The organism is Mycolicibacter heraklionensis, from assembly GCF_019645815.1.
Classification (GTDB): Bacteria; Actinomycetota; Actinomycetes; order Mycobacteriales; family Mycobacteriaceae; genus Mycobacterium; species Mycobacterium heraklionense.
In genome coordinates this window covers 4,044,713-4,070,663 of sequence record NZ_CP080997.1, presented here as the reverse complement: position 1 = coordinate 4,070,663, position 25,951 = coordinate 4,044,713, and the positions used below count along the sequence as shown (strand labels likewise).

Below are 25,951 nucleotides of genomic sequence, written 5' to 3'. Positions count from 1 at the left end.
GTTCATGCTGCGAGGGTTGGAGTGATAGCTGCACCGACGATCTTGGCGTCACGGGTGGCGATAGTCAGATTGCGGCGTAATGCCTGCGCGACAATGATGCGGTCGAACGGGTCACGGTGTTCCCACGGAAGCCGGCCGGCAAGGATCGCGTCAGCGGAGTCGATCGCCAGCTCGGTGCTGCTCATGTCGGCGACGACGTCCGTCCAGGTCGACAGCAGAGCCGCACCGTCGAGGCTGCCCAGCCGCGTCTTGGTCGCGATTTCCCATGCCGAGGCAGCGGTGACCCAGATGGAGGTTCCCGGGTCGGACAGGATCGCGAGCGCTTCGGCCTCCAGGTGCGACGGCTTGCTCACCAGCCAAAGCAGCGTGTGGGTATCGAGCAGGATATTCACGCCTCGACGTCTTCCCAGGCCGCGAGTTCTGCTGCCGGCAGCGCGTCGTCGAAGTTGTCGGGCACGACGAGGCGCGGCAGCTGGCCGAACCTGCGCGGGACGGCCGTGATTGGTATGAGCTGCGCGACGGGCTGGCCATGGTTGGTGATGGTGAACGACGCACCGGCCTTGACGTCATTCAAGAGCCGGTTGAGCTGATTTTTGGCGTCCGTGCTGCTGATCGTCTCCACGGAAAGTATGGTAGCCGCGCTACGCGGGTCACGCTAGCGGCACTAGCGCGATTAGCGAGCCCCGGCCGAATTGCCCGCGCGACGCCGCGCCGGCTTGGTGTTCTTCGCGATGAGCCGTTCGGCGTGATCAAGGATGCAGTTGAGGCCGTACTCGAAGTTGGCATCGTCGGCCGCGCCGACCCGATGGCCCTGCCGAGTGGTCTCTGCAAGCAGTGGCGTCACAGCCGGGTCGATGACCAGCGCCTCCTCGAAATCGGACGGCCCCTCGGCGTCCGACGCCCGGTTCTTCTCGTAGAGGCGCTGCAGCACCACCGACCCGCGGATGTGCACCGAGACCGCCGAATAGGTGTCGAAGGCGTCCTGCGGCGATAGGCCGGCCTCCACCAGGCTGGCGATCGCGCGCTCCACCTCCCGGACACCGAGCTGTGCGGCCCGCGAGCTCAGTGCGGCCCGAATCAGGATGAGATCGCACAAGATCGGGTTGCCCAGAAACGTCGACCGCATGCTGTGCGCGTGGTTGCTCAACGTCTGGCGCCAGTCCTTGGCCTCCACGTACGGGGTGGCGAACGTGTACTGGCGCAGGGCCCGGGTTGTCATCGCGTTGAGCAGGTCGTCCTTCTTGCGGAAGTACCAGTAGATGCTCGTCACGCCGACGCCGAGATGTTTACCCAGCAACGGCATGCTCAGGTTGTCGACCCCGATCTGTTCGGCGAGCTCGAACGCGCCGTCGATGATGTCGTCAGGGTTGATCGATCCGCGTTCGCGCCGTTGCCGCTTCTCGGCGACTGGCTGCTTTGCCACTGCGGGTACCTCCAGTTCTGGTCGACACGGCCGGATTCGTCGCCGTTAAACCTAGCCGTTAAACCTACCTGTGCCCGTCGCCGCCACGGGGAATTGAGCTTCTCTTACTGTAAAGCATATGGTAAGTACTTTGGTAAACGTTGTCACAACGCCTGAAGGGTGAGTCGTGTCAGATGCGGTACTCCGCGAGCGTCGCGGTCGAATTCTCGTCATCACGATCAACCGGCCGGAGGCCCGCAACGCAGCCAATAAGGCGGTTGCCGAGGGACTGGCTGCCGCCTGCGACGAACTCGACGACACCCCCGAACTGTCGGTCGGGGTGCTCACGGGAGCCGGCGGCAATTTCTGCGCGGGGATGGACCTCAAGGCGTTCGCGGCCGGGGAATTGGCGTATGTCCCGGGGCGCGGGCTCGGCTTCACCGAGCGCCCGCCGCGCAAGCCGCTCATCTCCGCGGTCGAGGGTCACGCGGTGGCCGGTGGCACCGAGCTGGTGCTGGCCACCGACCTCGTGGTAGCCGCCAAGGACGCGAAATTCGGTATCCCGGAAGTCAAGCGGGGCCTGGTGGCGGCCGGCGGTGGTCTGTTGCGGTTGCCGCACCGCATTCCCTATCAGAAGGCGCTCGAGTTGGCTCTGACCGGCGAGAGTTTTACCGCCGATCAGGGTGCCCAGTGGGGATTCGTCAACGTGCTTACCGAACCGGGCGAAGCGTTGGACGGGGCCATCTCCTTGGCCGAGCGGATCACCGCGAACGGTCCGTTGGCTGTCGCGGTGACCAAGGAGATCATGGTGAAGGCGGCAAGCTGGAGCCCAGACGAGATGTGGCGCAAGCAAAATGAACTGATCGCGCCGGTATTCGCCTCACAGGACGCCAAGGAAGGCGCCATCGCGTTCGCTGAGAAGCGCGCACCGAACTGGACCGGCGCCTGAATCCTGGCCCCGACCGTGGGCGCGAAGCGCGCGCCGTCGCCGGCGCTGCTGCCGGTGCCCGACGAGACCCGGTCAACGTGCCCTCACCCGGCGGTTTCGCCTCCGAGGTGCTGGTCGGCTGGATCCCTCGGCGGCTCGGGTTTTCCCTGGTCGGCAAACCGGTAATTCGCTCCTGAACTGCTGACATGACTGTCTTTGACTGGATCGGCGCGGGTTGCAGAATGGTCTACTGAAAGGTATACAGTAAGAATAATTCCAGTCGGACTTCTGACGGTCGGTCGAGGCATCCGAAGCGAGGAGGTGCGGGATCGATGACCGCTGCCGACGACGGCACGCTCGTTGAGACGGGCCCCTCGGACGAGCCCGGGGTGCTCTACGACGTACGCGACGGGGTCGGGGTGATCACCTTCAACCGCCCGCAGCGGCTCAACGCCTGGGGGCCTGACATCGCGGCCGGCTTCTACGCCTCGATCGATCACGCCGAGGCGGATCCCGTGGTGCGAGCGATCGTGGTGACCGGCAGCGGCCGGGGCTTCTGCGCCGGCGCCGATTTGGGCGGCGGTGCTCAAACAGGCCCCGGCACAGACGCATCCGGCACTGACGTATCCCAGTTGGTCGGGGACCGTCACCCGCATTTTCTGACCGAACTGCGCAAGCCCGTCATCGCGGCCGTCAACGGTTCCTGCGTGGGGATCGGCCTCACCCACGCCCTGATGTGCGACGTCCGGTTCGCCGCCGCCGGAGCGAAATTCGCCACCGCGTTCACCCGGCGCGGACTGATCGCCGAACACGGGATCACCTGGATACTCCCGCGACTGGTCGGATGGGGCGCGGCGATGGACCTGCTGCTGTCCGGGCGCACCTTCCTCGCCGAGGAAGCGCGCGAGCTCGGTCTGGTCAACCACGTCGTGGCGCCCGAGCTGCTGTTGGAACGTGCGATGGACTACGCGGCCGACCTCGCCGCCAACTGTTCGCCGGCTTCGATGGCGGTGATCAAAGGACAGGTCTATCGCGACGCGCTCGACGACGTCGCCGCGGTGAGTGCGCGCGCCGAAACCCTGATGTACGAATCGCTGGCGCGGCCGGACCTCATCGAGGGAATCACCAGTTTCTTCGAGAAGCGCCCGCCGAACTTCCCGCCCCTCACTTGAGAAAGGTTGAGCACATGACTGCCGCACCTGAACGGCTCCCGTACTTGGCCGTCGACGTCGACAACCATTACTACGAGCCGCTGGACGCCTTCACTCGGCACCTGCCCAAGGAATTCCGCAGCCGCGGTGTCCAGATGGTGCAGGATGGCAATCGCACTCTGGCGGTGTTCGGCGGGGTCGTCAACCACTTCATCCCGAACCCGAGCTTCGACCCGATCATCGAACCCGGCTGCCTGGATCTGCTGTTCCGCGGCGAGATCCCCGAAGGCGTGGATCCGGCGTCGTTGATGAAGGTCGACCGGCTCTCCGAGCATCCCGAGTACCAGAACCGCGACGCCCGCGTGCAGGTGCTCGACCGGCAGCGGCTGGAGACGGTGTTCATGCTGCCGACCTTCGCCTGCGGTGTGGAGGAGGGACTCAAGCACGACATCCCCGCCACCATTGCGTCGGTGCACGCGTTCAACCTGTGGCTCGACGAGGACTGGGGCTTCGACCGTCCCGACGGCCGCGTGATATCCGCACCGATCATCTCGCTGGCCGACCCCGAAAAGGCCGTCGAGGAAGTCGAATTCGTGATCGGTCGCGGCGCCAAGCTGGTGTGTGTGCGCCCGGCCCCGGTGCCCGGCGAGGTCCGGGCCCGGTCCCTCGGCGACCCGGTGCACGACCCGGTGTGGGCGCGCCTTGCTGAGGCTGGCGTCGCAGTCGTCTTCCACCTGTCCGACTCCGGCTACATGGCGATCCCGGCGTTGTGGGGCGGCAGCGGTGTGTTCAAGGGATTCGGTAAGCGCGACCCGCTGGACATGGTGATCATGGACGATCGCGCGATCCACGACACTATCGCCTCGATGATCGTGCACCAGGTGTTCACCCGTCACCCCAAGCTCAAGGTGGTCAGCATCGAGAACGGCTCGTACTTCGTCTACCGGCTGATCAAGCGGTTGAAGAAGTCGGCCAACAACGCGCCGTACCACTACAAGGAAGATCCGATCGAGCAGCTGCGCAACAACGTCTGGATTGCCCCCTACTACGAGGACGACGTGAAGTTGCTGGCCGACACCATCGGCGTCGACAAGATCCTGTTCGGTTCGGACTGGCCGCACGGTGAGGGCCTGGCCGACCCGACCACCTTCACCGCCGACATCCCGCAGTTCCCCGAGTTCAGCGTGGAAGATACCCGAATGGTGATGCGGGACAACGCACTGACTCTGCTGGGTGATCCGAACCGTACCGCACCGGGCGTCGCCCACCTGGCAGCTTCGGTCTGACGGTGGGCGAATGGACCCTCGGCGCGGTCCTCGACGCGATCGCCGAGGCTGTGCCCGACCGGGCCATGACGATCTGCGGGGACCGGCGCAGCACGTTCGCGCAATCCGCGGAGCGCACCCGCAGGCTGGCCAACTACCTGGCCGGCCGCGGACTCGGCGCTCAGCGTGAGCGTTCGGAGTTGCGCAACTGGGAATGCGGCCAGGACCGGGTCGCGCTGCTCATGCACAACGACCTGTACCCCGACATGGTGATCGGCTGTCTCAAGGCGCGCACCGTCCCGGTCAACGTCAACCACTACTACACCCCGGCCGAAGCCGCCGAGCTCCTGGACTATCTGCGGCCCCGAGCCGTCATCTACCACGGGTCGCTGGAGGCGAAATTCGCTGACACCCTGCGGGCATCGGGTGCCGAGCTGCTGATCCGGATCGACGACGGCGCTGCCAACGGCGGCGGACTGGATGCGGTATCGCTGGACGACGCACTGGCGCAGGGCGATACCGATCAGCTGGTGGCGCCGTCCCCGGACGATCTGCTGATGATCTGCACCGGGGGAACCACCGGGCGCCCGAAGGGCGTGTTGTGGCGTCAAAGCGACATCTACGTGTCGTCGATGGTCGGTGACGACCACGCTTCGGTGACGGAGATCCACCAGAAGGTGCAGCATGCCGGTCCGCCCTGGTTCGCGCTGTCACCGCTGATGCACGCCGCCGGACTGTGGACCGCGTTCTCGGCGATCCTGAGCGGCCAGACGGTGATCCTCAACGACACCCGCACCAGATTCGACCCCCGTTCGGTGCTGGAAACCGCCGCGCGCGAGAAGGTGGGGTTGATGACCATGGTGGGCGATGCCTACGCTGCGCCGCTGGTCGACGAACTCGGCAGGGCAAGCTATGACTTGTCGTCGTTGCACTCGATCGGAACCGGTGGCGCCGCAACCAATCCGAAGTATCAGGCGGCGCTGCTGGAATTGCTTCCGCAGATCACCCTGATCAACGGGTACGGATCCTCGGAGACCGGCAACTTGGGCTTCGGGCGCAGCCAACGCGACGCGCGGCGTGACACCTTCGATCTGCGGGACGGGGGGTCGGTGGTGTCGCAGGACCGGACCCGGTTCCTGGAACCCGGTGACGCGGAAGTCGGTTGGGTGGTGCGGACCGGCCGGATCCCGCTCGGATACTTCGACGACGCCGACGCCACGGTGCGCACCTTTCCCGAGGTCGACGGCAAGCGTGTGGTGATCTCCGGCGACCGGGCCTGCATCGAGGAAGACGGAACCCTGCGACTGTTCGGACGTGATGCATTGGTGGTCAACACCGGCGGGGAGAAAGTGTTCGTCGAGGAGGTCGAGGAAGTGCTGCGTGCCCACCCCGGGGTGGCGGATGCGCTGGTGGTGGGGCGGCCCAGTGATCGGTGGGGCGAAGAGCTCGTCGCTCTGGTGGCATCGCAACCGGGTTCAACGGTCACCGACGACCTGCTGGACGCCCAGTGCCGGTCGGTATTGGCGGGGTTCAAAGTGCCGAAGGAGTTCATCATGGTGGCGCAGGTGCGTCGGCTGGGAAACGGCAAGGCCGACTACCGCTGGGCGAAACGTCAAGTGAGCGAAGAGGTGTCTGCCGGATCATGAAAGCCATCGATTGCCTGGTCAACGTGCACTTCGGCGAGCGCGAGCAGCCGTCCTGGATGACTGCGACGCGCGACGACTACTTCAAGGGCTCCAAGTCGATGTTCTCCCCGGCTGACATGTCGGCGCTGCTCGACGAGATGGACGCCAACGGTGTAACCAAGGCCGTCTTGATGGACAACCTGGTCAAACCGTCGGTGACCGCGCGAAAATTCGTCGAAGCCAGGCCGGACCGGTTCGTGCTGGCCATCGGCGGCATGAACCTGCTGCGCCCAGTGCCCACATTGCGGGAGCTGAGCGCCGTCGTCAACGACCTGCCGGTGGTCTACGCCGTGGTGGGGCCCAGCTTCTGGGGAGACGGCCAGTATCCGCCGAGTGACGCCGTCTACTACCCGCTTTACGCCAAGTGCGCCGAACTGGGTCTGCCGCTGTGCGTCAACACCGGTATTCCGGGGCCCCCTATTCCGGGCGAGGTGCAACACCCGATCCATCTCGACCGGGTGTGTGTGCGCTTTCCCGAACTGCGGCTGTGCATGATCCACGGCGCCGACCCGTGGTGGGACGTCGCGATCCGCATGCTTATCAAGTACCGCAACCTTCGGTTGATGACCTCGGCCTGGTCGCCGAAACGTCTGCCGGAAGCCCTGCTGCACTTCATGCGCACCCGCGGCGCCGACAAGGTCATCTTCGCCTCGGACTGGCCGGTGCTGCGGATGGAACGGGTGGTGCCCGAGGCGCGCGCCCTGGACCTGCCACCCGACGTGCTCGACAAGTACCTCTACCGCAATGCTGCCGACTTCTTCTTCGCCGAACGCGGCGCCGTACCCGAACAGGAGAGCTGAGATGGATCGTTTCGAACTGCGCAGGCTGGACTACAGCCTGACCGAGGACCACGTCGCGCTGCAGGCTGCCTACAAGCAGTTCTTCACCACCCACTGTCCGATCGAAACGGTACGCGCCGCAGAGGAATCCGGTTTCGACAAGAACCTGTGGGAGCGGCTGTGCGCGATGGGCGCCACCACCATGGCGTTGCCGGAGTCGGTCGGCGGCGACGGCGCCACCCTGGTCGACCTTGCGCTGGTGGCCGAGGAGGTCGGCCGCTGCCTGGCACCGGTGCCCTGGATCGACCAGGTCTGCGCCGCCCGCCTCTTGGGCCGCCTCGGTGGGTTGTCGCCGGAAGCGGACGACACTTCCGACATCGTGAGCGGGACTCGACTGATTGCGTTCGACCCGCACCAGGAGGCTGTGGCCGGACCCCGACTGCTGCCGACCGGTTCAATCGCCGACACGATCATCGTCCGTGACGGCGATTCGGTGGTGCGACTCTCTTTCGACACCCGCCCGGTCCGGGTCGACAACATCGGCCGGTTGCCGATGGCCTGGGTCGACCCGGCCGCCGCCGACTCGGCGACGGTATTGGCCAGCGGACCCGGGGCGCTGGCGGAATACCAGCGGGCACTGGATGAATGGCGACTACTCACCGCGTCCGCTCTGGTCGGGATGGTGGAGCAGACCATGACCATCGCCGCGGAGTTCGCCAAGACCCGCTACACCTTGGGTGTGCCGATCGGCACCCTGCAGGCCATCTCACACCCGCTGGCGAACATGGCCATCACAGTCGCCTCCGGCCGCAACCTGGCCTACCGCGCCGGGTGGTTCCTGGACAACGAGCCCGACGAGCGTCCGGAACTGGCGGCCTCGGCGTTCGTCTTCATGGCCGAGGAAGCCGCCAAGGCCGCCACCATGGCGGTGCACATCCAGGGCGGTCTCGGCGTTTCAGCCGAAGCCGCCGCCACCGCCTACCTGGTCCGGGCCCGAGGCTGGCCGCTGGCCGGAGGCGACCCTGGAGCCACCGCCTGCCGCATCGGCGACATCGTCGCTGCCCGTGAAACCGACTCCCGCGCAGCCGAATAGGACACCGACCATCATGGACTTCTCACGACCGCAGCTGACCGACGACGACCTGGCTTTCCGCGACGAGGTGCGCACATTCCTGGCCACCCACGTGACCGAGGACGTCAAGCGCCGAGACCGCGAGACCGGGGACAACTTCGACGAAGGCGTCCACCTGGCGCTGGGCGCGGCGGGCTACCTGGAGGCGGAGTGGAAACCCGAGGCCGACGGCGGCTTCACCCGGGTGCGCCGGCGCATCTGGGAGCTGGAGAAACGCCGCGCCCACGTGCCCTGGGTCACCTGGGGGACCACGGCGATGGTGGCCCGGTCGGTCGCGTCCTTCGGCTCGCCCGAGCTGCGCGAGGAGATTCTGCCCGGGGTCTTCAGCGGCCACATCCGGCTCTGCCTGGGCTACACCGAGCCCGAAGGCGGCTCCGACGTCGCGACCTGCAAGACCCGCGCGGTACGCGACGGTGATAACTGGATCATTAACGGCTCCAAGATGTTCACCACCGGAGCCCACAACTGCCAGTACGTCTTTCTGATCACCAACACCGACCCGGACGCGCGGAAACACAAGAGCCTCACCATGTTCCTGGTCCCGCTGAATTCGCCGGGCATCGAGATCCAGGGCCTGCGCACCGTCGACGGCGACCGGACCAACATCGTCTACTACAGCGACGTCCGCGTCGACGACAAATACCGCCTCGGCGAGGTCAACGGCGGCTGGACCGTGCTGCGCGAGCCGCTCAACGTCGAGCACGGAGCGGTGGACGCCAATCCCGACGGATTGCAGGACGTCTCGATCATGATGCACCAGGCGAACTTCATGGCCGTCGCCGTCGACAAAGCGGGCGAGGTGGCCGGGCGGTCGGGCAGTATCGCGGATCGTTCGGTGGCCTACCGGCTGGGCAAGGCGGCAGCCCGGGTCGAGGCCTCGCTGTCGGCGCCGTCCATTTTCGGACGGGTGGCGCTGGCACAGGCGATGCGCGATGTCTCGCCGGACCTGATGGACCTGCTCGGCAGCGCGTCGGCGCTGCCGATCGACACCGACGGTGCCATCGACAACGGCGCGAGCGACTACGTCTTCCGGTTCGCGCCGCTGGTCGGCATCTACGGCGGCACTCTGGAGGTGTTCCGCAACATGATCGCCCAGTACGTGCTGGGTCTGGGCAAGCCGAATTACTCTGCGCCAGTGGTCAAGACGTCGTGATGCGGCGGTGATAGCTCGACGGGGCCTCACCGGCGAATCGGGTGAACGCCCGGGTGAACGCGGACAGGCTGTCGAAGCCGACGGCGGTCGCGGTCTGTTGCACGCCTTGATCGGGCGCGGCCAGCAGCGCCATCGCCTGCAGCATCCGGGCGTGCAGTAGGTAGGTCCGCCAGGACATGCCGGTCACCGCCTCGAACTGGCGGCGCAGGGTGCGCTCGGACACCGCGACGGCGTGGGCAACCTCGGTCGCCGTCACCGACGCCAGGTGCGCCTTGGTGTAGACCATCGCCGCGCCCACGATCGGGTGATCGGAGACGGGCAGACTCAGCGGCGCCTCGTGGTCCAGTGCCGCGGACACCAGATGGCCCAGGGTGCGGAAGAAGTCGTCGGAGACCGTGTCGCCGTCGGGCCGTTCGATCGGCCAGCGCAGCGAGTGCAGCATCATCTCGCGGATCAGCGGCGAGACGGTCAGGATGCGCGCCCGGTCACCTGCCTGCGCGACCAGCTCGGGGTCGAACATCACCGCCACCGTGCGCACCTCCGGGCGCATGGTGGCCTGATGCTCCAGGCCGGCCGGAATCCAGGCCGCCTGCTGCGGCGGCAGCAGATAGTGCGCGGCGGAGGTCTCGACCTCGACCACCCCGCCCACGGCGTACTCGATCTGGTGCATGTCATGGGAGTGCCATCCGGTGACGAGCTCCTGGCCCTCGTAGAGATAGCTGCCGGCCCGAGCACGGCCGCCTCGACGCAGATCGATGTTGGCCGGTTGGGCAAAATCTATGGCCGAACGCGCGGAGACGGTCACGATTTTCCAGGGTACTAGTAGAACCATGAACATCGACGACTTGATCCTGGTCAGCATCGACGACCACGTGGTAGAGCCGCCCGACATGTTCCTCAACCACGTCCCGGCCAAGTACAAGGCGGAGGCGCCGATCGTCGTCACCGACGAAAAGGGTGTCGACCAGTGGATGTATCAGGGCCGTCCGCAGGGCGTCAGCGGCCTCAATGCGGTGGTGTCCTGGCCGGCCGAGGAATGGGGCCGCGACCCGGCCGGTTTCGCCGAGATGCGCCCCGGCGTCTACGACGTGCACGAGCGGGTGCGCGACATGAGCCGCAACGGCATCCTCGCCTCGATGTGCTTCCCGACCTTCACCGGATTCTCCGCGCGACACCTCAACATGACCCGCGAACACGTCACCCTGGTGATGGTGTCGGCCTACAACGACTGGCACATCGATGAGTGGGCGGGCTCCTACCCGGGCCGGTTCATCCCGATCGCGATCCTGCCGACCTGGAACCCCGAAGCGATGTGCGCCGAGATCCGCCGGGTGGCGGCCAAAGGCTGCCGCGCGGTCACCATGCCCGAACTGCCGCACCTGGAAGGGCTGCCCAGCTACCACGACGACGAGTACTGGGGGCCGGTGTTCACCACGCTCTCGGAGTGCAACGTGGTGATGTGTCTGCACATCGGCACCGGATTCGGGGCGATCAGCATGGCCCCCAACGCGCCTATCGACAACATGATCATCCTGGCCACCCAAGTCTCGGCGATGTGCGCCCAGGATCTGCTGTGGGGCCCGGCAATGCGCAACTACCCGGATCTGAAGTTCGCCTTCTCCGAGGGCGGCATCGGCTGGATCCCGTTCTACCTGGACCGCAGCGACCGGCACTACACCAACCAGAAATGGTTGCGTCGCGACTTCGGTGACAAGCTGCCGTCCGAGGTGTTCCGTGAGCACTCGCTGGCCTGCTACGTCACCGACAAGACCTCGCTCAAGCTGCGCCACGAGATCGGGATCGACACCATCGCCTGGGAATGCGACTACCCGCACTCGGACTGCTTCTGGCCGGACGCCCCCGAACAGGTGCTCGCCGAACTGGAGGCCGCCGGAGCCGACGACTCCGACGTCAACAAGATCACCTGGCAGAACTCCTGCCGGTTCTTCGGCTGGGATCCGTTCGCCCGCATCCCGCGTGAGCAGACGACGGTGGGCGCGCTGCGCGCGACGGCCACCGACGTGGACGTCTCCATCCGGCCACGTGCCGAGTGGGCGCGCCGGTACGCCGACAAGCAACTGGCGCAGGCGTAGCGCGATGGTGGCGGTGATCACCGGTGGCGCCGGCGGGATGGGGCTGGCCACCGCGAAGATCGTCGGGCGCGAACAGCCCGTCGTGCTCTGTGACGTCCGGCAGGACCGGCTGGACGCCGCGGCGGCTGCGCTAGCCGACCTCGACGTGACGGTCGTCAACTGCGACGTCACCGACCGCGGTGCCGTCGCCGCGCTGTTCGACAGGGCGGCCGGTATCGGGCCCGTCACCTCGGTGATCCACACCGCCGGGGTCAGCCCCAGCATGGGCGATGCCGACTACATCATGCGCACCAACGCGGTCGGCACGCTCCACGTCAACGAGGTCTTCCACGCCGTTGCCCCGGAAGGGGCTGCGATCGTCAACGTGGCATCGATGGCCGCCCACCTGCTGCCCGACGAGCTGATCCCCACCGGTCAGTTTCCGTTGGCGCTGCAGGACGTTCACGGCTTCACCCAGGCCATGGCCGCGGTCTGCGAGCCGATGCCGCCGGAGGTGCGTTCGGGTATCGCCTACGCGGTGAGCAAGGCGTTCGTCCGCTGGTATTCGAGTTCGCAGGCCGAGCGGTTCAACGGGCGTGGGCTGCGCATCGTCTCGGTGTCGCCGGGCTCGGTGGACACCGAGATGGGCCGGTTGGAGGAGCAGGCCGGTGCGGGGTCGCTGGTCGCCGACGCCGCGGTCCCGCGCTGGGGAACGCCCGAGGAGATGGCCGAACTGCTGGCGTTCTGCGTCAGCGCGAAGGCCGGCTATCTCACCGGCACCGACATCCTCAACGACGGTGGCGTGGTGGCCTCGGTGCGGGAGCGTGCGCGGGTGGCGGCCGCCGGCTGAGGTCGCCCGCGAACTTGCAGACGTCGACTATTCGACGTATTTTTCGAAAGTATGACGGTCTCTTCGCCGCCCACCGAGCGCGTGATGAGGATTCTGGAGTTGCTCGCCGCCGATCCGGAACGGCGCTTCTCGATGTCGGAGATCGCGCACACCCTCGACATCAGCCACGGCACCTGCCATGCGATCGTCACGACCTTGGCGGGCCGGCAGTGGATCGTGCGCGACCGGCACTCGGGCGGCTATTCCTGGGGGCCGGCCATCGCCGCGCTCGCCCGTCCGGTCAACAAACAGGCGTTCCGGCCGGAGCTGCAGCGGCTTTTCGACGCGGTCGGCAGGCAGGCCGTCCTCGGTGTTCGCCAGGGCGCGACGGTGGTGGTGACCGATTCGGTCGGGGAGTCGATCGCCGGCCTGCGGTTGGGTGCCGGGTTCCGGATGCCGCTGGTGGCGCCGTTCTGCCGTGAGTTCGTCGCCGGCGCAGGCGAGAAGGTCAAGAAGGAATGGCTGAGCGGCCTGGGCGCACCGTCGCCACGGCTGCGACGCCGGCTGGGTGCGGTGCTCGACGAGGTCGGTGGGCGCGGCTACGCGATCGACCGGATGAGCCGCGAATACGTTCGGGTGTACTCCGCGTTGCAGGCGCTGGCCGCCGAGGGAGAGCCGGACGAGATCACCGCGCGACTCGCCAACGCTTTCGCCGATCTGACCGTGGTCGACTACCTGCCCGACGAACTGGCCGACGCGGAACACCATCAGATCGCCAGCGTGTCCGCCCCGGTCCGTGACGCCGACGGGACGGCGACCATGTCAGTGGGGGTCGCGCCGTTCGCAAGCCTGACCGCCGCGGAGGTCGCCGACCTCGGCGCGGCCGTAAAAGAGTCCGCCGCGCGTATCCAGTCCCAGTGGACTGCACGTGGAGAACATGAGGAGACCGCGTGAGCGTGACGCTCAACGCCGAACAACGCCAGCTCGGGGAGTCGTTGCGGCAGTTCACCGGCCGGCATGCGCCGATGGCCGATAGCGTCCCGTGGAGTGGTGGACTTCGGATCGGACGTGGTTCATGCGTCGTGATCGACGAGTCATGGTGAACGCTAAGCGATTTGGTGTTGTTTGGCAAGCGCTTCGGCGGTGTGTTTCTTGGCGATGACGGTGCGTAGTTCGTCCATGGAGACATCGGAGAGATAGCGGCGGGTGACCTGCCATTCGTCGTGGGCTTCGATGACTACCGCCGTCGCCAGGCGCAGGAACGCCGCGGGGTTGGGGAAGATCTCCACGACATCGGCCCGGCGCTTGATCTCCTTGTTCAACCGTTCTATGGGGTTGTTCGACCAGATCTTCTGCCAGTGGGCCTTCGGGAACGCGGTGAACGCCAGCACATCGGTCTTGGCCTCGCCCATCATGGCCGCGACCTTCGGAAACGATTCGGCGAGGGTGTCGGCGACGCGGTCCCACTGGTCGCCGACTCCCTCGGGGTCGGTGTGGGCGAAGATCGTCTTGACCGCCGCGGTCACCGCGGGGGCATGCTTCGCGGCCACGGCGGTGTGCAGGTTACGCATGAAATGCACCCGGCACCGCTGCCACGACGACCCACTGAACTGTTGGGCCACCGCAGCTTTCAAGCCCGCATGGGCATCGGAAATCACCAGGTGCACCCCGGACAGACCACGCGATTTGAGCGAGGCGAGGAACTCCCGCCAGAACTCGAAGGACTCGCTATCGCCGACAGCGGTGCCCAGCACCTCGCGGGTGCCGTCGATCGAGACCCCGGTGGCCACCACCAGGGCCTGGGAGACCACATGCGCCCCGACCCGCACCTTGCAGAACGTGGCGTCGCAGAACACGTACGGAAACTGCGTGTGAGCCAGGCTGCGGGTGCGAAACGCCTCGATCTCGGTATCGAGGCCGGCGCAGATCCGGGAGACCTCCGACTTGGACACCCCGGATTCGACGCCCATCGCGGCTACCAGGTCATCGACGCTGCGCGTGGACACCCCGTGCACGTAGGCCTCCATGATCACCGCGTGCAGGGCCTTGTCGATGCGGCGGCGGCGTTCCAGCAGCGACGGGAAAAACGAGCCGGCCCGCAGCTTGGGGATGCCCACCTCGATATCGCCGGCGGTTGTGGCCACCGTCTTGGGGCGGTGCCCGTTGCGCTGCGTGCTACGCCCGCCGGTGCGCTCGTAGCGGCCGGCCCCGATCGCCTCGGTGGCCTCGGCCTCGATCAGCGCCTGCAGCCCGGCGCGGATCAGCTCAGCGAACACCGCACCGGAGTCGGCGGACTTGAGTGCATCGAGCTGGGCCAGCAGGGCAGAATGGTTCTGGGTCATCGCGTCGTGTGTCTTCCTGTTGAGTCACTTGGTAGGTAACTCACCGATCACTACGCGATGGCCCACCCCAACACCGGCACCGACACACCCGGGACCTTCAACCCTGGCCGGACCGCCTCCCGAAACCCCACCACCCCAGGGGACTTACCCCGATGGCCGACACCCGCAAGGCCTTCGATGCGCTGGCGGCCGGGGAACTGCCACCGTGGTGGGATGACTTGGTAGCGAACGGGTTTCATGCGATTCACCTGCCCGAACAATACGGCGGCCAGGGTGGCGGGCTGCTCGACGTCGCCGCGGTCCTGGAGGCCGCGGGAACGGTGTCCCTGCCGGGTCCGCTGCTGCCGACGGTGACCGCCGGCGCGGTAGGTCTGCTCGCCGAGGCCACCCCGTCGCGGGAGGAGTTTCTGCGTGCCCTTGCCGCCGGTGCGCCGGCGGCCGTCGCGCTTGCCGGGCAGTCGGACTTCGTCGCGCGACGAGGCGACGACGGCTGGCTGATCAGCGGCACCTCCGACGTGATCTCCGGGGCTCGCTCGGCCCGGCTCGCGCTGGTCTGCGCCCGCTGCGACGACGGGACCGACCTCTGGACGGTGGTCGACACCGCTCGGGTGGCGATCCAGCCGGTGGCCGGCACCGACCTGCTCACCGACCTGGCCACGATCACCCTGGCCGATCACCCGGCGAGCGCCGGCGACGTCCTGGCCGGGGTCGACACCGAGCGCGCGGAGTGCCTCGCCGTCGGTCTCGCCGCAGCGGTGTGCGCCGGCATCGCCGGGTGGTGCGTCGAGGCGGCCACCGCGCATCTGCACACCCGGGAACAGTTCGGCGTCCGCATCGGCACCTTCCAGGCGCTGCAGCACCAGGCGGCCATGTTGCTGGTCAACGCCGAATTAGCCTGCGCCGCAGCCTGGGACGCACTGCGAGCCGTGACCGACACGGTTGAGCAGCAGCGCATCGCCGCGGCCACCGCAGCGCTCATCGCGGTCGCGCCGTGTCCGGACACCGTGTTCGACACCTTAACGATGTTCGGCGCCATCGGGTTCACCTGGGAGCACGATCTGCACCTGTATTGGCGACGCGCCACCAGCATCGCCGCTTCGATCGGTGCCGCCACCGGCTGGGCGCGTCGGCTCGGCGAGCTGACCGTCGCGCAGCAGCGGGACTTCACCGTGGATCTCGGCGGCGCTGAAGCCGAGTTCCGGGCGGGTGTCGCCGCAACGCTCGACGCTGCCGAAGCGCTGGACAACGACGGGCCGGGACGCCAGGGCGACTACCCGCACTTCGAAACGGGCCTGCAGCGGACGCTGATCGCCGACGCCGGGCTGATCGCCCCGCAGTGGCCGGCGCCGTGGGGACTGGATGCCTCCCCGCTGCAGCAGCTGATCATCATCGAGGAGTTCGCCAAACGACCCGGACTGGTCCGGCCGTCACTGGGCATCGCCGAATGGATCCTGCCGTCGCTGGTGCGGGCCGCACCGGATGCGTTGCAGCAGCGGCTGATTCCTCCCACGCAGCGCGGCGAACTGGCATGGTGCCAGCTGTTTTCCGAGCCCGGTGCCGGCTCCGACCTGGCGTCGTTGAGCACCCGTGCGGTCAAGGTCGACGGCGGATGGCGCATCAACGGCCACAAGATCTGGACATCGGCAGCGCAGCGTGCGGACTACGGCGCACTGCTGGCCCGTACCGACCCCGATGCGGCCAAACATCGCGGTATCGGCTATTTCGTCGTGGACATGCGCTCGCCCGGGATCGAAGTCCAGCCGATCGTGATGGCCACCGGCGCTGCCGAATTCAACGAAGTGTTCCTCACCGACGTCTTCATTCCCGACGAGATGCTGCTCGGCGAGCCCACCGAAGGCTGGCAGCTGGCGATCGCGACCATGGCCGAGGAGCGCACCGCCATCAGCGGATACGTCGAGCACGACCGGGCGGTCGCGCTGCGGGCCATCGCCGCGGTCCCGGGCCGGTCGCGCGATGACGCGCTACGCGCGCTGGGCGAACTCGACGCCTACGCCAACGCGATCAGGGCGCTCGGGGTACGCGAGACCATCAGGCTGCTGGACGGCGAGGGCATGGGGGCGTCGTCGAGCATCGCGAAAGTGGCGATGAACGTTTTGCTGCGCCGCACCTTCCACGCGACATTGGCGACCGTCGGGCGGCTGGCGATGGTCGCCGATTCCGACCCGGCCGTCGTCGAGCCGTATCTGTTGTCGCCGGCCGAGCTGATCGGCGGCGGCACCAAGGAAATTCAGCTGAACATCATCGCGCAGATGATTCTCGGCCTGCCCCGCAAATGAGATGAAGGACACCCGCATGGGACTACGTGGAGACGCCGCGATCGTCGGCTATGTCGAGCTGCCGCCGGAACGGATGAACAAGGCCGCCCCGGCCCCGTTCACCCTGGAGCAGTGGGCCGAGTTGAGCGCGGCCGCGCTGGCCGACGCAGGCCTTCCGGGTGAACTCGTCAACGGCATCGTCACCTCGCATCTGGGTGAATCCGAGATCTTCGTGCCGTCGACAATCGCTGAATACCTCGGTATGCCAGCGCGGTTCGCCGAGATCGTAGATTTGGGCGGGGCCAGTGCCGCGGCCATGGTGTGGCGGGCCGCGGCGGCGATCGAACTCGGCATCTGTGACGTGGTGCTGTGTGCGCTACCCGCCCGCTACATCACCCCGATGTCCGAACGTAAACCCAAGCCGCTGGTCGACGCCATGTTCTTCGGGTCGTCGAGCAACCAATACGGTTCTCCGCAAGCCGAGTTCGAGATTCCCTACGGCAACCTCGGCCAGAACGGTCCCTACGGGCAGGTCGCCACCCGCTACGGCGCCGTCTACGGCTACGACGAACGGGCGATGGCCAAACTGGTGGTCGACCAGCGCGTCAACGCCAACCACACCGACGGCGCGATCTGGCGCGACACTCCGCTGACGGTGGACGACGTACTGGCCAGCCCGGTGATCGCCGATCCGCTGCGCATGCTGGAGATCGTGATGCCCTGCGTCGGCGGTGCCGCCGTGGTGATCGCCAGCGCCGATGTCGCCAAGCGGGCCAAGAATCGCCCGGTGTGGATCAAGGGATTCGGCGAACACGTGCCGTTCAAGACACCGACGTATGCCGCGGATCTGCTGGCGACCCCGATCCGCGAGGCCGCCGACACCGCCTTCGCCATGACGGATCTGACTCGCGCGGACATGGACATGGTCTCCATCTACGACTGCTACACGATCACCGTGCTGCTGTCGCTGGAGGACGCGGGGTTCTGCGAGAAGGGCAAAGGCATGCAGTTCATCTCCGACCACGACCTGACCTTCCGCGGTGACTTCCCGCTCAACACCGCGGGCGGTCAACTCGGCTTCGGACAAGCCGGCCTGGCCGGCGGTATGCACCACGTCTGCGATGCAACGCGGCAGATCATGGGCCGCGCCGGCGCCGCGCAGGTGGCCGACTGCAACCGGGCCTTCGTCTCCGGCAACGGGGGGATCCTGTCGGAACAGACCACCCTCATCCTGGAAGGAGATTGAGCACCGATGATCACCTTTGAACGGCCGATGCCCGTCAAGACGCCCACCACCGCTCCGTTCTGGGATGCGCTGGCGCAGCACCGCATCGTCATCCAGTACTCGCCGTCGACCGAGAGCTACGTGTTCTATCCGCGGGTCCGCGCGCCGCGCACGCTGGCCGACGATCTGGAATGGCGCGAGATCTCCGGGATGGGCACCCTGTACTCCTTCACGGTGGCTCGCCGCCCGGTCGGCCCGCATTTCGCCGACGCGGTGCCGCAACTGCTGGCGATCGTCGAATGGGATGAGGGCCCGCGGTTCTCCACCGAACTGGTCAACGTCGATCCCGCTGATCTGGTGGTGGGGATGCGGGTGCAGCCGGTGTTCTGCGACTATCCGGAACACGACGTCACGATGCTGCGCTACGAACCGGCTCCGGATCATGGCTGACGACGCCGCGGCGCAGATCGAGGCGATCAAACGCCTGAAGTCCCGCTACTGCCGCTATCTGGACACCAAGGACTGGGCGGCCTGGCGTGCCCTGTTCACCGATGATTTCGTCAGCGACACCTCAAAGGCCGGCGGCAAAATCATCACCGGCGCTGACGAATTCGTCGCCTTCATCCGAAAGACCCTGAGCACGAGGGCGACAGTGCATCAGGTGCACGCGCCCGATATTGAGCTCGACTCGCCGACCACGGCGCACGGGGTGTGGGCGCTGGAAGATGTGGTGCGGTTCGGCCCCGGCGTCAATCTGCGCGGCTACAGCCATTACACCGAGACCTACGAGAAGGTCGACGGCGACTGGCGAATCAAGACCTCGACGCTGACCAGGCTGCGCGAGGACATCTTCAACGGAGTATTCGCGGTCTATCTCTCGCCGCGGGTCCGCGCGGTGCTGGCCCGGGCTGCCGGCCGGTTCATGAACTGAGCGCTTGACGCGGCTGTCCGAGCTCATCGTCGGCTCGATGGCCGTGACCCCTGTACCGTCATACCGAATGTATTACGGGAATGGCTATAGTATAGGCGCCGGGACCGGGTCCCGGGTCGTCGTATCCAAACAAGGGGAGTGTTCGTGGAGATCGAAAACAAGCGCGCGATCATCGTTGGTGGCGCATCCGGGTTCGGCAAGGCGACCGCGGAGCTGTTGGCCAAACGCGGTGCCCAGGTGGCAGTCCTGGACCGGCCGCAGTCAAAGGGCAAGGAAGTGGCCGAGTCGATCGGCGGCCATTTCTTCGAAGCCGACGTCACCGATTTCGCCGGTACCGAGCGGGTACTCAACGAGGCAGTCGAGGCGTTGGGCGGGGTGCACATTGCGGTCACCACAGCGGGTGGCGGTATCGGTCAACGAACGATCAATCGGGACGGACCGCACGACCTGGAGGCGTTTCGCAGCACCCAGGATCTCAACGTCGTCGGGACCTTCAACGTCAGCCGGCTCGCTGCCTGGCACATGAGCACCAACGAGCCCGAAGACGACGAACGCGGCGTGATCATCAATACGTCCTCGATCGCGGCTTTCGAAGGCCAGATCGGGCAGGTCGCCTACACGGCATCCAAGGCCGCGATCGCCGGGATGTGCCTGACGATGGCCCGCGATCTGGGCAGCGTCGGCATCCGGGTGCTGGCGATCGCTCCCAGCCTGTTCGCCACGGGCCTCACCGAGGGCATCCCCGACGAGTTCGCCGCGGTGCTGACCAAGGATGCGGCGTTCCCGAAACGGCTGGGCCGGCCCGAGGAGTACGCCAAGCTGGCGGCTGCCATCGTTGAGAATCCGATGCTCAACGGCCAGTGCATCCGCCTGGACGCCGGCCAGCGCTTCGCGCCGAAATGACACTGCGTTGACTCTGCGGTCAGGGCGGCGAAATGCGTTGTGTCGCAGCCCTGACCGCAGAGTCAACGCTAGGCGTCGGCGAGCGCCGGCGGCTTGCTGGCCGCCGAATCCGGGTTCGCGATCGGCAGTCCCATGAACCGGCGGGCGTTGTCGCCCATGAAGTCGTAGGTGCGCCGCACATCCATGCCCTCGGCGTACTTCCAGAATCCCTTCGGCTCGGCCAGGCCCTCGGGGTGCGGATAGTCCGACCCGAACAGCACCTTGTCCCAGCCGACGGTGTCCACGACATCGGAGACGGCGCCCTCCCAGAACGGGCTGACCCAGATGTTGCGCCGGAACACGTCATGTGGATGCTCCGGGAAGTTCTGCGGCATCTTCTTGTAAAGGTCGCCGAAGTCATCGAAGAGCGGCCGGATCCACGAGCTGCCGTTCTCCACGCTGGCGATGCGCAGCTTGGGGAATCGGGTCAGGGTGCCGTGGCAGATCAGGCTGGTGATCATGTCGGCGATCTCGCGGTGGCCCAACACCATCCAGCGGAAGGCGCTCTGCGCCATGAAGTTCTGCGTGTACGGTGGCTCCCACCGGCCGACGTAGTCATCGAGCGGCGGGAAGCTGGCGTGCAGCACGATGGGTAGGCCCGCGGCCTGCACATCGCGCCAGAACGGGTCGAACTCCGGCAGTGCCGGCGAGCGCCAACCGCGGATGCCCTTGACCGGGCCGGGTTTGATCAGCGCCACCGCGGCACCCTGGCCGAGGATGTACTCCAGTTCTCGCTGCGCGCCGTCGACCTCGGAGAGGTTGATGATCGGTGTGGAGAACACCCGGCCGCGGTAGTTGTAGGTCCAGTGCTCGGCCATCCACTGGTTGAGCGCGTGAATGATGGCCAGCGTGAGCTCCGGGTCGTCGGCGCTGGAGTGCTCGACCAGGCTGGCCAGCGTGGGGTAGTTCAGCGCCTCGGTGACGCCCTGGCGGTCCAGTTCGGCGACCCGGTCGGCGGGGTTGCGGGTGGCCGCCGGCGCCTCGATGGCCGGGCCCTGCATCTCGCGCAAGGTCAGGCCCTCGGTGTTCTCCCCCGCGAAGAACTTCTCGTGTGCACCCGGCGCGGCGACCCGCTCGAAGGTGGGGTTGGGGATGAAGTCGCTGACATGGTTGTTGATGATGATCCGGGTCTGGCGGCCGATCTGGGCGAATTGCACCGCCCGCGAATACTTCTCCGGGAGGTACTTGGTCAGCGACTCGGGGGTTTCGTACATGTGTTGGTCGGCATCGAAGATCGGTGCGTCACGGAACTGGCTCATGGAGCGCTCCTTTCTTACCGCGAGCAGACGCAAAAGCCCCTAGAACGAGGGCATTTGGGGGGCTTTTGCGTCTGCTCGGCATGGGAATCAGGTGGTCAGGATGGTGGCGGCCGCGGTGCCGGGCGCGCCGTAGAGCTGAGCGAACCCGACCTTCGGCTCCCCGGGCACCTGGCGGTCGCCGGCTTCGCCGCGCAGCTGGCGCACCAGCTCGTGGATCTGGCGCAGCCCCGACGCGCCGATCGGCTCGCCGTTGGCGATCAGCCCGCCGTCGGTGTTGACCGGCAGCGACCCGGTGATCTCGGTCGCCCCGTCGGCGAGCAGCTTCTCCTGGTCGCCGTCGGCGCAGAAGCCGCACTCGGCCATGTGGATGATCTCGGCGCCGGCGTCGGTGTCCTGCAACTGGATGACGTCGACGTCTTCGGGTGCGACACCGGACTTTTCAAACGCGGCGCGGGCCGCGTAGACCGTGGGCGCCACGTCTTCGGTGACCGGGGCGAAGGTGGTGTTCACCTCGTACGCGCCGTAGCGCCGGGTGCGGACCTCCACCGCGCGCAGATACACCGGCTTGTCGGTGTAGCGGTGCGCGATGTCGGCGCGGCACATCACCACCGCCGCAGCGCCCTCGTCGGGCGCGCAGAACATGTACTGGGTCAGCGGGTAGTTCAGCATTGTCGATCCCAGGATCTCCTCCTCGGAGATCGGCTTGCGCCGGAACGCGTTCGGGTTCAACGCGCCGTTGCGGAAGTTCTTCGCCGCGACCCTGGCCAGCGTCTGCTGGGAGATACCGTGATCGTGCAGATAGCGATTCGCCTTCATGCCGAAGAACTGGGTGGTCAGGTACTGGCCGTTCTCGGCGTACCAACGCGGCATCCCGACCAGAGCCGGGTCTTCGGTGAACGCCCCGCGCGGGTGCTTGTCCAGGCCGACGGCGATGCCGATGTCGTAGTCGCCCAACCGGATACCGTCCGCGCAGACCTTGGCCGCGCTGGCCGCGGTGGCACATGCGTTGAACACGTTGGTGAACGGGATGCCCGACAGTCCGACCATCCCGACGATCGCGTCCGGGTTGGCCACCGTCCAGCTGCCGCCGGTCGCGGCCCCGATGTCCTTCCAGTCCACGCGCGCGTCGGCGACCGCGGCGAAGATGGCGTCGACCCCCATCGCCATCGCGGACTTGCCCTCGAATCGGCCGAACGGGTGCAGGCCGACGCCGATGATCGCTACGTCATGAGTCATGGGATCGCGGTCTCCGATACCGGCCGGAAGGCGAAGGTGATGACGTCGTTGCCGTCGGCGTCGGAGGTGAAGGGCACCATGACCAACTCCACCGGCATGCCGAATTCCAGCTTGTCGGGGTCGTTCTCGGTGAGGCGACCTTCGACGCGGATGACGTCGCCGAGCTGCACCAGGCCGACACCGAACGGCACGAAGTCCTTGCCGGTGGGGCCCAGATACGGGGCTCCGGGTGGAAAGCCCTGGGTGGTCCAGGCCACCAGGGTGCCGGTGCGCGGCAGCAGCTCCTGGCACATCTGGTCGCCGCTGCAGCTCGGGCAGCGCGGCTGGGCCGGGAATACCGTGGCGTCACAGGCGCCGCAGCGGCTGCCGATCAGCTGCGGGTTCTCGTCCGGCCACGTCGATATGTCGGGTGCGAGTGCCGTCTGCATGGATCCTCCTGAGTTGTTTAGATCGACGTGTTGTCTCTTGCGCGGGCAGAGCTAGGCAATGTCACCGGACTCTTTGAGCTTTTCGATGCGGTCCCAATCCATCCCGAGTTCCATCAGGATGATCTCGGTGTGCTCGGAGGCTTGGGGGGCACGCGTGGTCTCCAGCGGCTCGTGGTTGAACTGAACCGGCCCGCGGACCACCTTGAACGGCGGTCCGCCGTCGCCGGGTTCCACCTCAACGATCATGTCGTTGGCGATGGCCTGCTCGTCGGAGCCCAGATCGACCAGGCTCTGGAACGGCGCCCACTGGCCCTTCATGGTCTTGAGGTGGTGACGCCAGTACTCGAACGGCTTAGCGCCGATCGCGGCGACGATCAGTGCGCTGGCCGCCTCGGCGTTCTGCATCAGCGGCAGCACCTCGGCGAAGCGCGGGTCGTCGGCGGCCTCGGGAATCCCCAGATGCTCGAAGGTGTCTCGGATGTAGCCGGTCGGGCTGACGATGCACAGGTTGATGGTGCCGCCGTCGGAGGTCGTGTAATTGCCCAGGAACGGGTTGCCCACCGAACCGTCGGATTCCGGCATCATCGCCCGCATGGCTTCGCCGGTGTCCATGCCCTGCGTCACGCTGGCACCAGCGGCCCACCACGCGGTGGACAGCAACGACACGTCGACCTCAAGCGCCTCGCCGGTGCGTTCACGATGCAGTAGCGCAGCGGCGATCCCGCCGGCGATGTTCATCCCGCCGATCGAGTCGCCGAATGCGGGAATGCCCTGGGACAGCGGCGCGCCCAGTTCCTCGGGGCTCAGTGCGTGGCCGACCCCGCTGCGGGTCCAGAAGGCGGTGCCGTCGAAGCCGCCGATGTCGCGTTCGGGGCCCTTGTCGCCGTAGGCGCTGCCGCGGGCGTAGACGATGTTGGGATTGGCGGCGCGGATGTGCTCGACATCGAACTTGTTCTTCTGCCGTGCCCGCGGCAGATAGTTCGTCAAGAACACGTCGGCCGTGGCAGCCAGTTCGTAAAGCACCTGCTGCCCACCGGAAGTCGAGACATCGATCCCGACGCTGCGCTTGCCCCGATTGGGATGCTCGATCAGCGGATGACGGTCGGGGTTGAGTTCGAAACCACCCATCCGGATGAACCCGCGCTGGGTGTCGCCCCGCACCGGGTGCTCGACCTTGATGACGTCGGCGCCCCAATCGGCAAGGATCGCCCCGGCGGCCGGCACGAAGGTGAATTGCGCGACTTCCAGCACCCGGAAACCGTCCATGACCCTGATCAACTCAGCGCGCTCCTGCCGCCGTCTGAACCCCTGGAGAACCAACTAGAGTATTCTACTGTAATGTTTACGGTTGGGCATCCGAAAGGGGCGAGGTGAGCAACGTCGGACGGCAGGCCAGCAGCGTTGAGATCGGTGAAAGGGCCGCCGCGGCGGCGGAGCCGCGCATGCTGATCGACGGCAAGCTGGTGGCAGCGGCCTCGGGTGCCGAGTTCGACAATGTCAGCCCGGCCACCGGGCGGCGGTTGGGGACCACCGCGGCCGCGGGCAAGAGCGACATGCAGGAGGCGATCGGTGCGGCCCGGCGGGCGTTCGATGACACCGATTGGTCGACCAACCGCGCGCTGCGCAAGCGCTGCCTGGTGCAACTGCAGTCGGCGCTGGAGTCCGAGAAGGAACAGCTGCGTACCGAGCTGATCGCCGAAGTCGGGTGCCCGGTGATGACGACCCAACTGGCGCAGCTGGATTGGCCGCTCGCCGACGGGCTGCGCTACCCGGGACGGTTGATCGATGAATTCGAGTGGGAGCGGCCACTCGACGGCGGCGGACTGTTCGGCGACCGCAACGTCCGCACCGTCGTCAAGGAGCCGGTCGGTGTGGTTGCGGCGATCACGCCGTCCAATTTTCCCATCGAGGTGATCCTCAACAAGCTGGGGCCGGCCCTGGCGGCCGGCAACACCGTGGTCCTCAAGCCCGACCCGAACACCCCGTGGAACGCCACCCGGTTGGGGCGCCTGATCGCCGAGCACACCGACATCCCCGCCGGGGTGGTCAATGTGGTGCCCACGCCGTCCAACGAGGTCGCCGGACTGCTTGGCACCGACCCCCGGGTCGACATGATCTCGTTCACCGGGTCCACCACGGTCGGCAAGCTGCTGGCCCGCAACAGCTCCGACACCATGAAGCGGACCTTTCTGGAGCTGGGCGGCAAGTCGGCGCTGATCGTGCTCGACGACGCCGACCCCGCCAAGGTGATCCCCGGCGCGGTGGGGGTGTGCGTGCACGCCGGGCAGGCCTGCGCGGCCACCACCCGGATGCTGGTGCACACCAGCATGTTCGAGGAGTTGGTCGCTGCGGTCACCGCGGCCTTCGCTGCGGTCACCGTGGGCGACCCGGCGCTGCCGCAGACCCTGGTCGGCCCGCTGATCAGCGCCGCGCAGAAGCGGCGTGTGCTCGACGCCTACGCGCAGGCCCGGCAAGACGGTGCCGAAATCACCACCGGTGGTGGGGAAGTCGACGGTCTTCCGGCAGAGCTGGTGGGCGGGCACTACGTGCAGCCGACGGTGATCGTCGGGGTCGACAACGGCACGGCCATCGCCAGGGAGGAAGTGTTCGGGCCGGTGGTGGTGATACTGCCGTTCGGCGACGACGACGAGGCGGTGCGCATCGCCAACGACAGCGCCTACGGGCTGGCCGGTGCGGTGGTCTCGGCGTCGAACGACCGGGCACTGGAAGTGGCTCGCCGGATCCGGACCGGCGCGGTCGGCGTCAACGGTGGCATGTACTACGGGGCCGATGCCCCGTTCGGCGGCTACAAGAGCAGTGGCTGGGGCAGGCAGTGCGGGATCGAGGGGTTCGCGCAGTATCTGGAGACCAAGACGATCGCCTACCGCGAGCCTCGCGGGGGACATTGACGCGTCG

Annotated in this window: 26 protein-coding genes; 17 read left to right on the top strand and 9 right to left on the bottom strand. The window is 67.0% G+C overall.

The window, feature by feature from the left end; translation table 11 throughout:
• Positions 1–2: 2 nt before the first annotated feature.
• From K3U94_RS19315 to K3U94_RS19305, 3 genes are read right to left on the bottom strand one after another with little or no spacing between them, the layout of a single operon-like run.
• The gene (locus K3U94_RS19315) at positions 3–392 is read right to left on the bottom strand and encodes a type II toxin-antitoxin system VapC family toxin (protein ID WP_220694726.1); all 390 of its coding nucleotides are present in this window, start codon (positions 390–392) and stop codon (positions 3–5) included.
• Positions 389–622: a type II toxin-antitoxin system Phd/YefM family antitoxin gene (locus K3U94_RS19310; protein ID WP_220694725.1), complete on the bottom strand. Its 234-nt coding sequence runs from the start codon at positions 620–622 to the stop codon at positions 389–391. The genes K3U94_RS19315 and K3U94_RS19310 overlap by 4 nt, the downstream gene beginning before the upstream one ends.
• Positions 623–673: 51 nt before the next feature.
• Positions 674–1,423, bottom strand: coding sequence for a TetR/AcrR family transcriptional regulator (locus K3U94_RS19305; RefSeq protein WP_220694724.1), 750 nt, complete (start codon positions 1,421–1,423; stop codon positions 674–676).
• Between the two features lie 166 nt (positions 1,424–1,589).
• Here K3U94_RS19305 and K3U94_RS19300 point away from each other — a divergent pair, with 166 nt between their 5' ends.
• The 7 genes from K3U94_RS19300 to K3U94_RS19270 all read left to right on the top strand — a co-directional run bounded on the left by K3U94_RS19300 (position 1,590) and on the right by K3U94_RS19270 (position 9,495).
• Positions 1,590–2,351, top strand: a complete 762-nt coding sequence (locus K3U94_RS19300; protein ID WP_220694723.1) for a crotonase/enoyl-CoA hydratase family protein — start codon at positions 1,590–1,592, stop codon at positions 2,349–2,351.
• A gap of 311 nt (positions 2,352–2,662) precedes the next feature.
• The gene (locus K3U94_RS19295) at positions 2,663–3,502 is read left to right on the top strand and encodes an enoyl-CoA hydratase (protein ID WP_220694722.1); all 840 of its coding nucleotides are present in this window, start codon (positions 2,663–2,665) and stop codon (positions 3,500–3,502) included.
• 14 nt (positions 3,503–3,516) lie between these two features.
• A complete protein-coding gene (locus K3U94_RS19290) occupies positions 3,517–4,767 on the top strand; it encodes an amidohydrolase family protein (RefSeq protein ID WP_220694721.1) in 1,251 nt (416 codons plus the stop codon).
• A gap of 2 nt (positions 4,768–4,769) precedes the next feature.
• On the top strand, positions 4,770–6,392 hold the full coding sequence (locus K3U94_RS19285) for an acyl-CoA synthetase (RefSeq protein ID WP_220694720.1): 1,623 nt from the start codon (positions 4,770–4,772) through the stop codon (positions 6,390–6,392).
• The gene (locus tag K3U94_RS19280; RefSeq protein WP_220694719.1) at positions 6,389–7,231 is read left to right on the top strand and encodes an amidohydrolase family protein; all 843 of its coding nucleotides are present in this window, start codon (positions 6,389–6,391) and stop codon (positions 7,229–7,231) included. Before K3U94_RS19285 ends, K3U94_RS19280 begins: the two co-directional genes overlap by 4 nt.
• A 1-nt stretch (position 7,232) precedes the next feature.
• A complete protein-coding gene (locus tag K3U94_RS19275) occupies positions 7,233–8,303 on the top strand; it encodes an acyl-CoA dehydrogenase family protein (protein WP_220694718.1) in 1,071 nt (356 codons plus the stop codon).
• A 13-nt stretch (positions 8,304–8,316) separates the two neighbouring features.
• Complete coding sequence (locus K3U94_RS19270; RefSeq protein WP_220694717.1) at positions 8,317–9,495, top strand: acyl-CoA dehydrogenase family protein; 1,179 nt, start codon at positions 8,317–8,319, stop codon at positions 9,493–9,495.
• Here K3U94_RS19270 and K3U94_RS19265 read toward each other — a convergent pair.
• Positions 9,482–10,300 (bottom strand): AraC family transcriptional regulator, encoded by an 819-nt coding sequence (locus tag K3U94_RS19265; protein ID WP_220694716.1) that lies wholly within the window; start codon positions 10,298–10,300, stop codon positions 9,482–9,484. The two genes, K3U94_RS19270 and K3U94_RS19265, sit on opposite strands and share 14 nt — an antisense overlap.
• Positions 10,301–10,325: 25 nt before the next feature.
• Here K3U94_RS19265 and K3U94_RS19260 point away from each other — a divergent pair, with 25 nt between their 5' ends.
• The 4 genes from K3U94_RS19260 to K3U94_RS19245 are packed head-to-tail and all read left to right on the top strand — an operon-like array spanning position 10,326 to position 13,499.
• The gene (locus tag K3U94_RS19260) at positions 10,326–11,588 is read left to right on the top strand and encodes an amidohydrolase family protein (RefSeq protein WP_220694715.1); all 1,263 of its coding nucleotides are present in this window, start codon (positions 10,326–10,328) and stop codon (positions 11,586–11,588) included.
• A 4-nt stretch (positions 11,589–11,592) separates the two neighbouring features.
• Positions 11,593–12,417 (top strand): SDR family oxidoreductase, encoded by an 825-nt coding sequence (locus K3U94_RS19255; RefSeq protein ID WP_047318319.1) that lies wholly within the window; start codon positions 11,593–11,595, stop codon positions 12,415–12,417.
• 51 nt (positions 12,418–12,468) lie between these two features.
• Positions 12,469–13,350, top strand: coding sequence for a helix-turn-helix domain-containing protein (locus K3U94_RS19250; protein ID WP_220694714.1), 882 nt, complete (start codon positions 12,469–12,471; stop codon positions 13,348–13,350).
• A complete protein-coding gene (locus tag K3U94_RS19245) occupies positions 13,347–13,499 on the top strand; it encodes a hypothetical protein (protein WP_220694713.1) in 153 nt (50 codons plus the stop codon). The genes K3U94_RS19250 and K3U94_RS19245 overlap by 4 nt, the downstream gene beginning before the upstream one ends.
• Before the next feature lie 3 nt (positions 13,500–13,502).
• On the opposite strand, the gene K3U94_RS19240 is transcribed toward K3U94_RS19245, so the two are convergent.
• Complete coding sequence (locus tag K3U94_RS19240) at positions 13,503–14,738, bottom strand: IS256 family transposase (protein ID WP_220694712.1); 1,236 nt, start codon at positions 14,736–14,738, stop codon at positions 13,503–13,505.
• Between the two features lie 152 nt (positions 14,739–14,890).
• On the opposite strand from K3U94_RS19240, the gene K3U94_RS19235 reads away from it, so the two are divergent.
• The 5 genes from K3U94_RS19235 to K3U94_RS19215 all read left to right on the top strand — a co-directional run bounded on the left by K3U94_RS19235 (position 14,891) and on the right by K3U94_RS19215 (position 20,073).
• Positions 14,891–17,035 (top strand): acyl-CoA dehydrogenase family protein, encoded by a 2,145-nt coding sequence (locus K3U94_RS19235; protein WP_230987234.1) that lies wholly within the window; start codon positions 14,891–14,893, stop codon positions 17,033–17,035.
• Positions 17,036–17,051: 16 nt separating this feature from the next.
• Complete coding sequence (locus K3U94_RS19230; protein WP_047318390.1) at positions 17,052–18,260, top strand: thiolase family protein; 1,209 nt, start codon at positions 17,052–17,054, stop codon at positions 18,258–18,260.
• Between the two features lie 6 nt (positions 18,261–18,266).
• Positions 18,267–18,689, top strand: a complete 423-nt coding sequence (locus K3U94_RS19225; protein WP_047318322.1) for a Zn-ribbon domain-containing OB-fold protein — start codon at positions 18,267–18,269, stop codon at positions 18,687–18,689.
• Positions 18,682–19,170 (top strand): nuclear transport factor 2 family protein, encoded by a 489-nt coding sequence (locus tag K3U94_RS19220; RefSeq protein ID WP_220694711.1) that lies wholly within the window; start codon positions 18,682–18,684, stop codon positions 19,168–19,170. Before K3U94_RS19225 ends, K3U94_RS19220 begins: the two co-directional genes overlap by 8 nt.
• Before the next feature lie 144 nt (positions 19,171–19,314).
• Entirely contained in the window at positions 19,315–20,073 is a 759-nt protein-coding gene (locus tag K3U94_RS19215) for an SDR family NAD(P)-dependent oxidoreductase (RefSeq protein ID WP_047318391.1), read from the top strand.
• A 68-nt stretch (positions 20,074–20,141) separates the two neighbouring features.
• On the opposite strand, the gene K3U94_RS19210 is transcribed toward K3U94_RS19215, so the two are convergent.
• The 4 genes from K3U94_RS19210 to K3U94_RS19195 all read right to left on the bottom strand — a co-directional run bounded on the left by K3U94_RS19210 (position 20,142) and on the right by K3U94_RS19195 (position 24,301).
• On the bottom strand, positions 20,142–21,371 hold the full coding sequence (locus tag K3U94_RS19210; protein WP_047318324.1) for an amidohydrolase family protein: 1,230 nt from the start codon (positions 21,369–21,371) through the stop codon (positions 20,142–20,144).
• Positions 21,372–21,458: 87 nt separating this feature from the next.
• A complete protein-coding gene (locus K3U94_RS19205) occupies positions 21,459–22,607 on the bottom strand; it encodes a thiolase family protein (protein WP_047318325.1) in 1,149 nt (382 codons plus the stop codon).
• A complete protein-coding gene (locus K3U94_RS19200) occupies positions 22,604–23,035 on the bottom strand; it encodes a Zn-ribbon domain-containing OB-fold protein (RefSeq protein ID WP_220694710.1) in 432 nt (143 codons plus the stop codon). Before K3U94_RS19200 ends, K3U94_RS19205 begins: the two co-directional genes overlap by 4 nt.
• A gap of 51 nt (positions 23,036–23,086) precedes the next feature.
• Positions 23,087–24,301, bottom strand: a complete 1,215-nt coding sequence (locus tag K3U94_RS19195) for a CaiB/BaiF CoA transferase family protein (protein ID WP_047318327.1) — start codon at positions 24,299–24,301, stop codon at positions 23,087–23,089.
• Between the two features lie 176 nt (positions 24,302–24,477).
• Between K3U94_RS19195 and K3U94_RS19190 the strand changes: the two genes are divergently transcribed.
• Entirely contained in the window at positions 24,478–25,944 is a 1,467-nt protein-coding gene (locus K3U94_RS19190; RefSeq protein WP_434084935.1) for an aldehyde dehydrogenase family protein, read from the top strand.
• Positions 25,945–25,951: the final 7 nt, after the last annotated feature.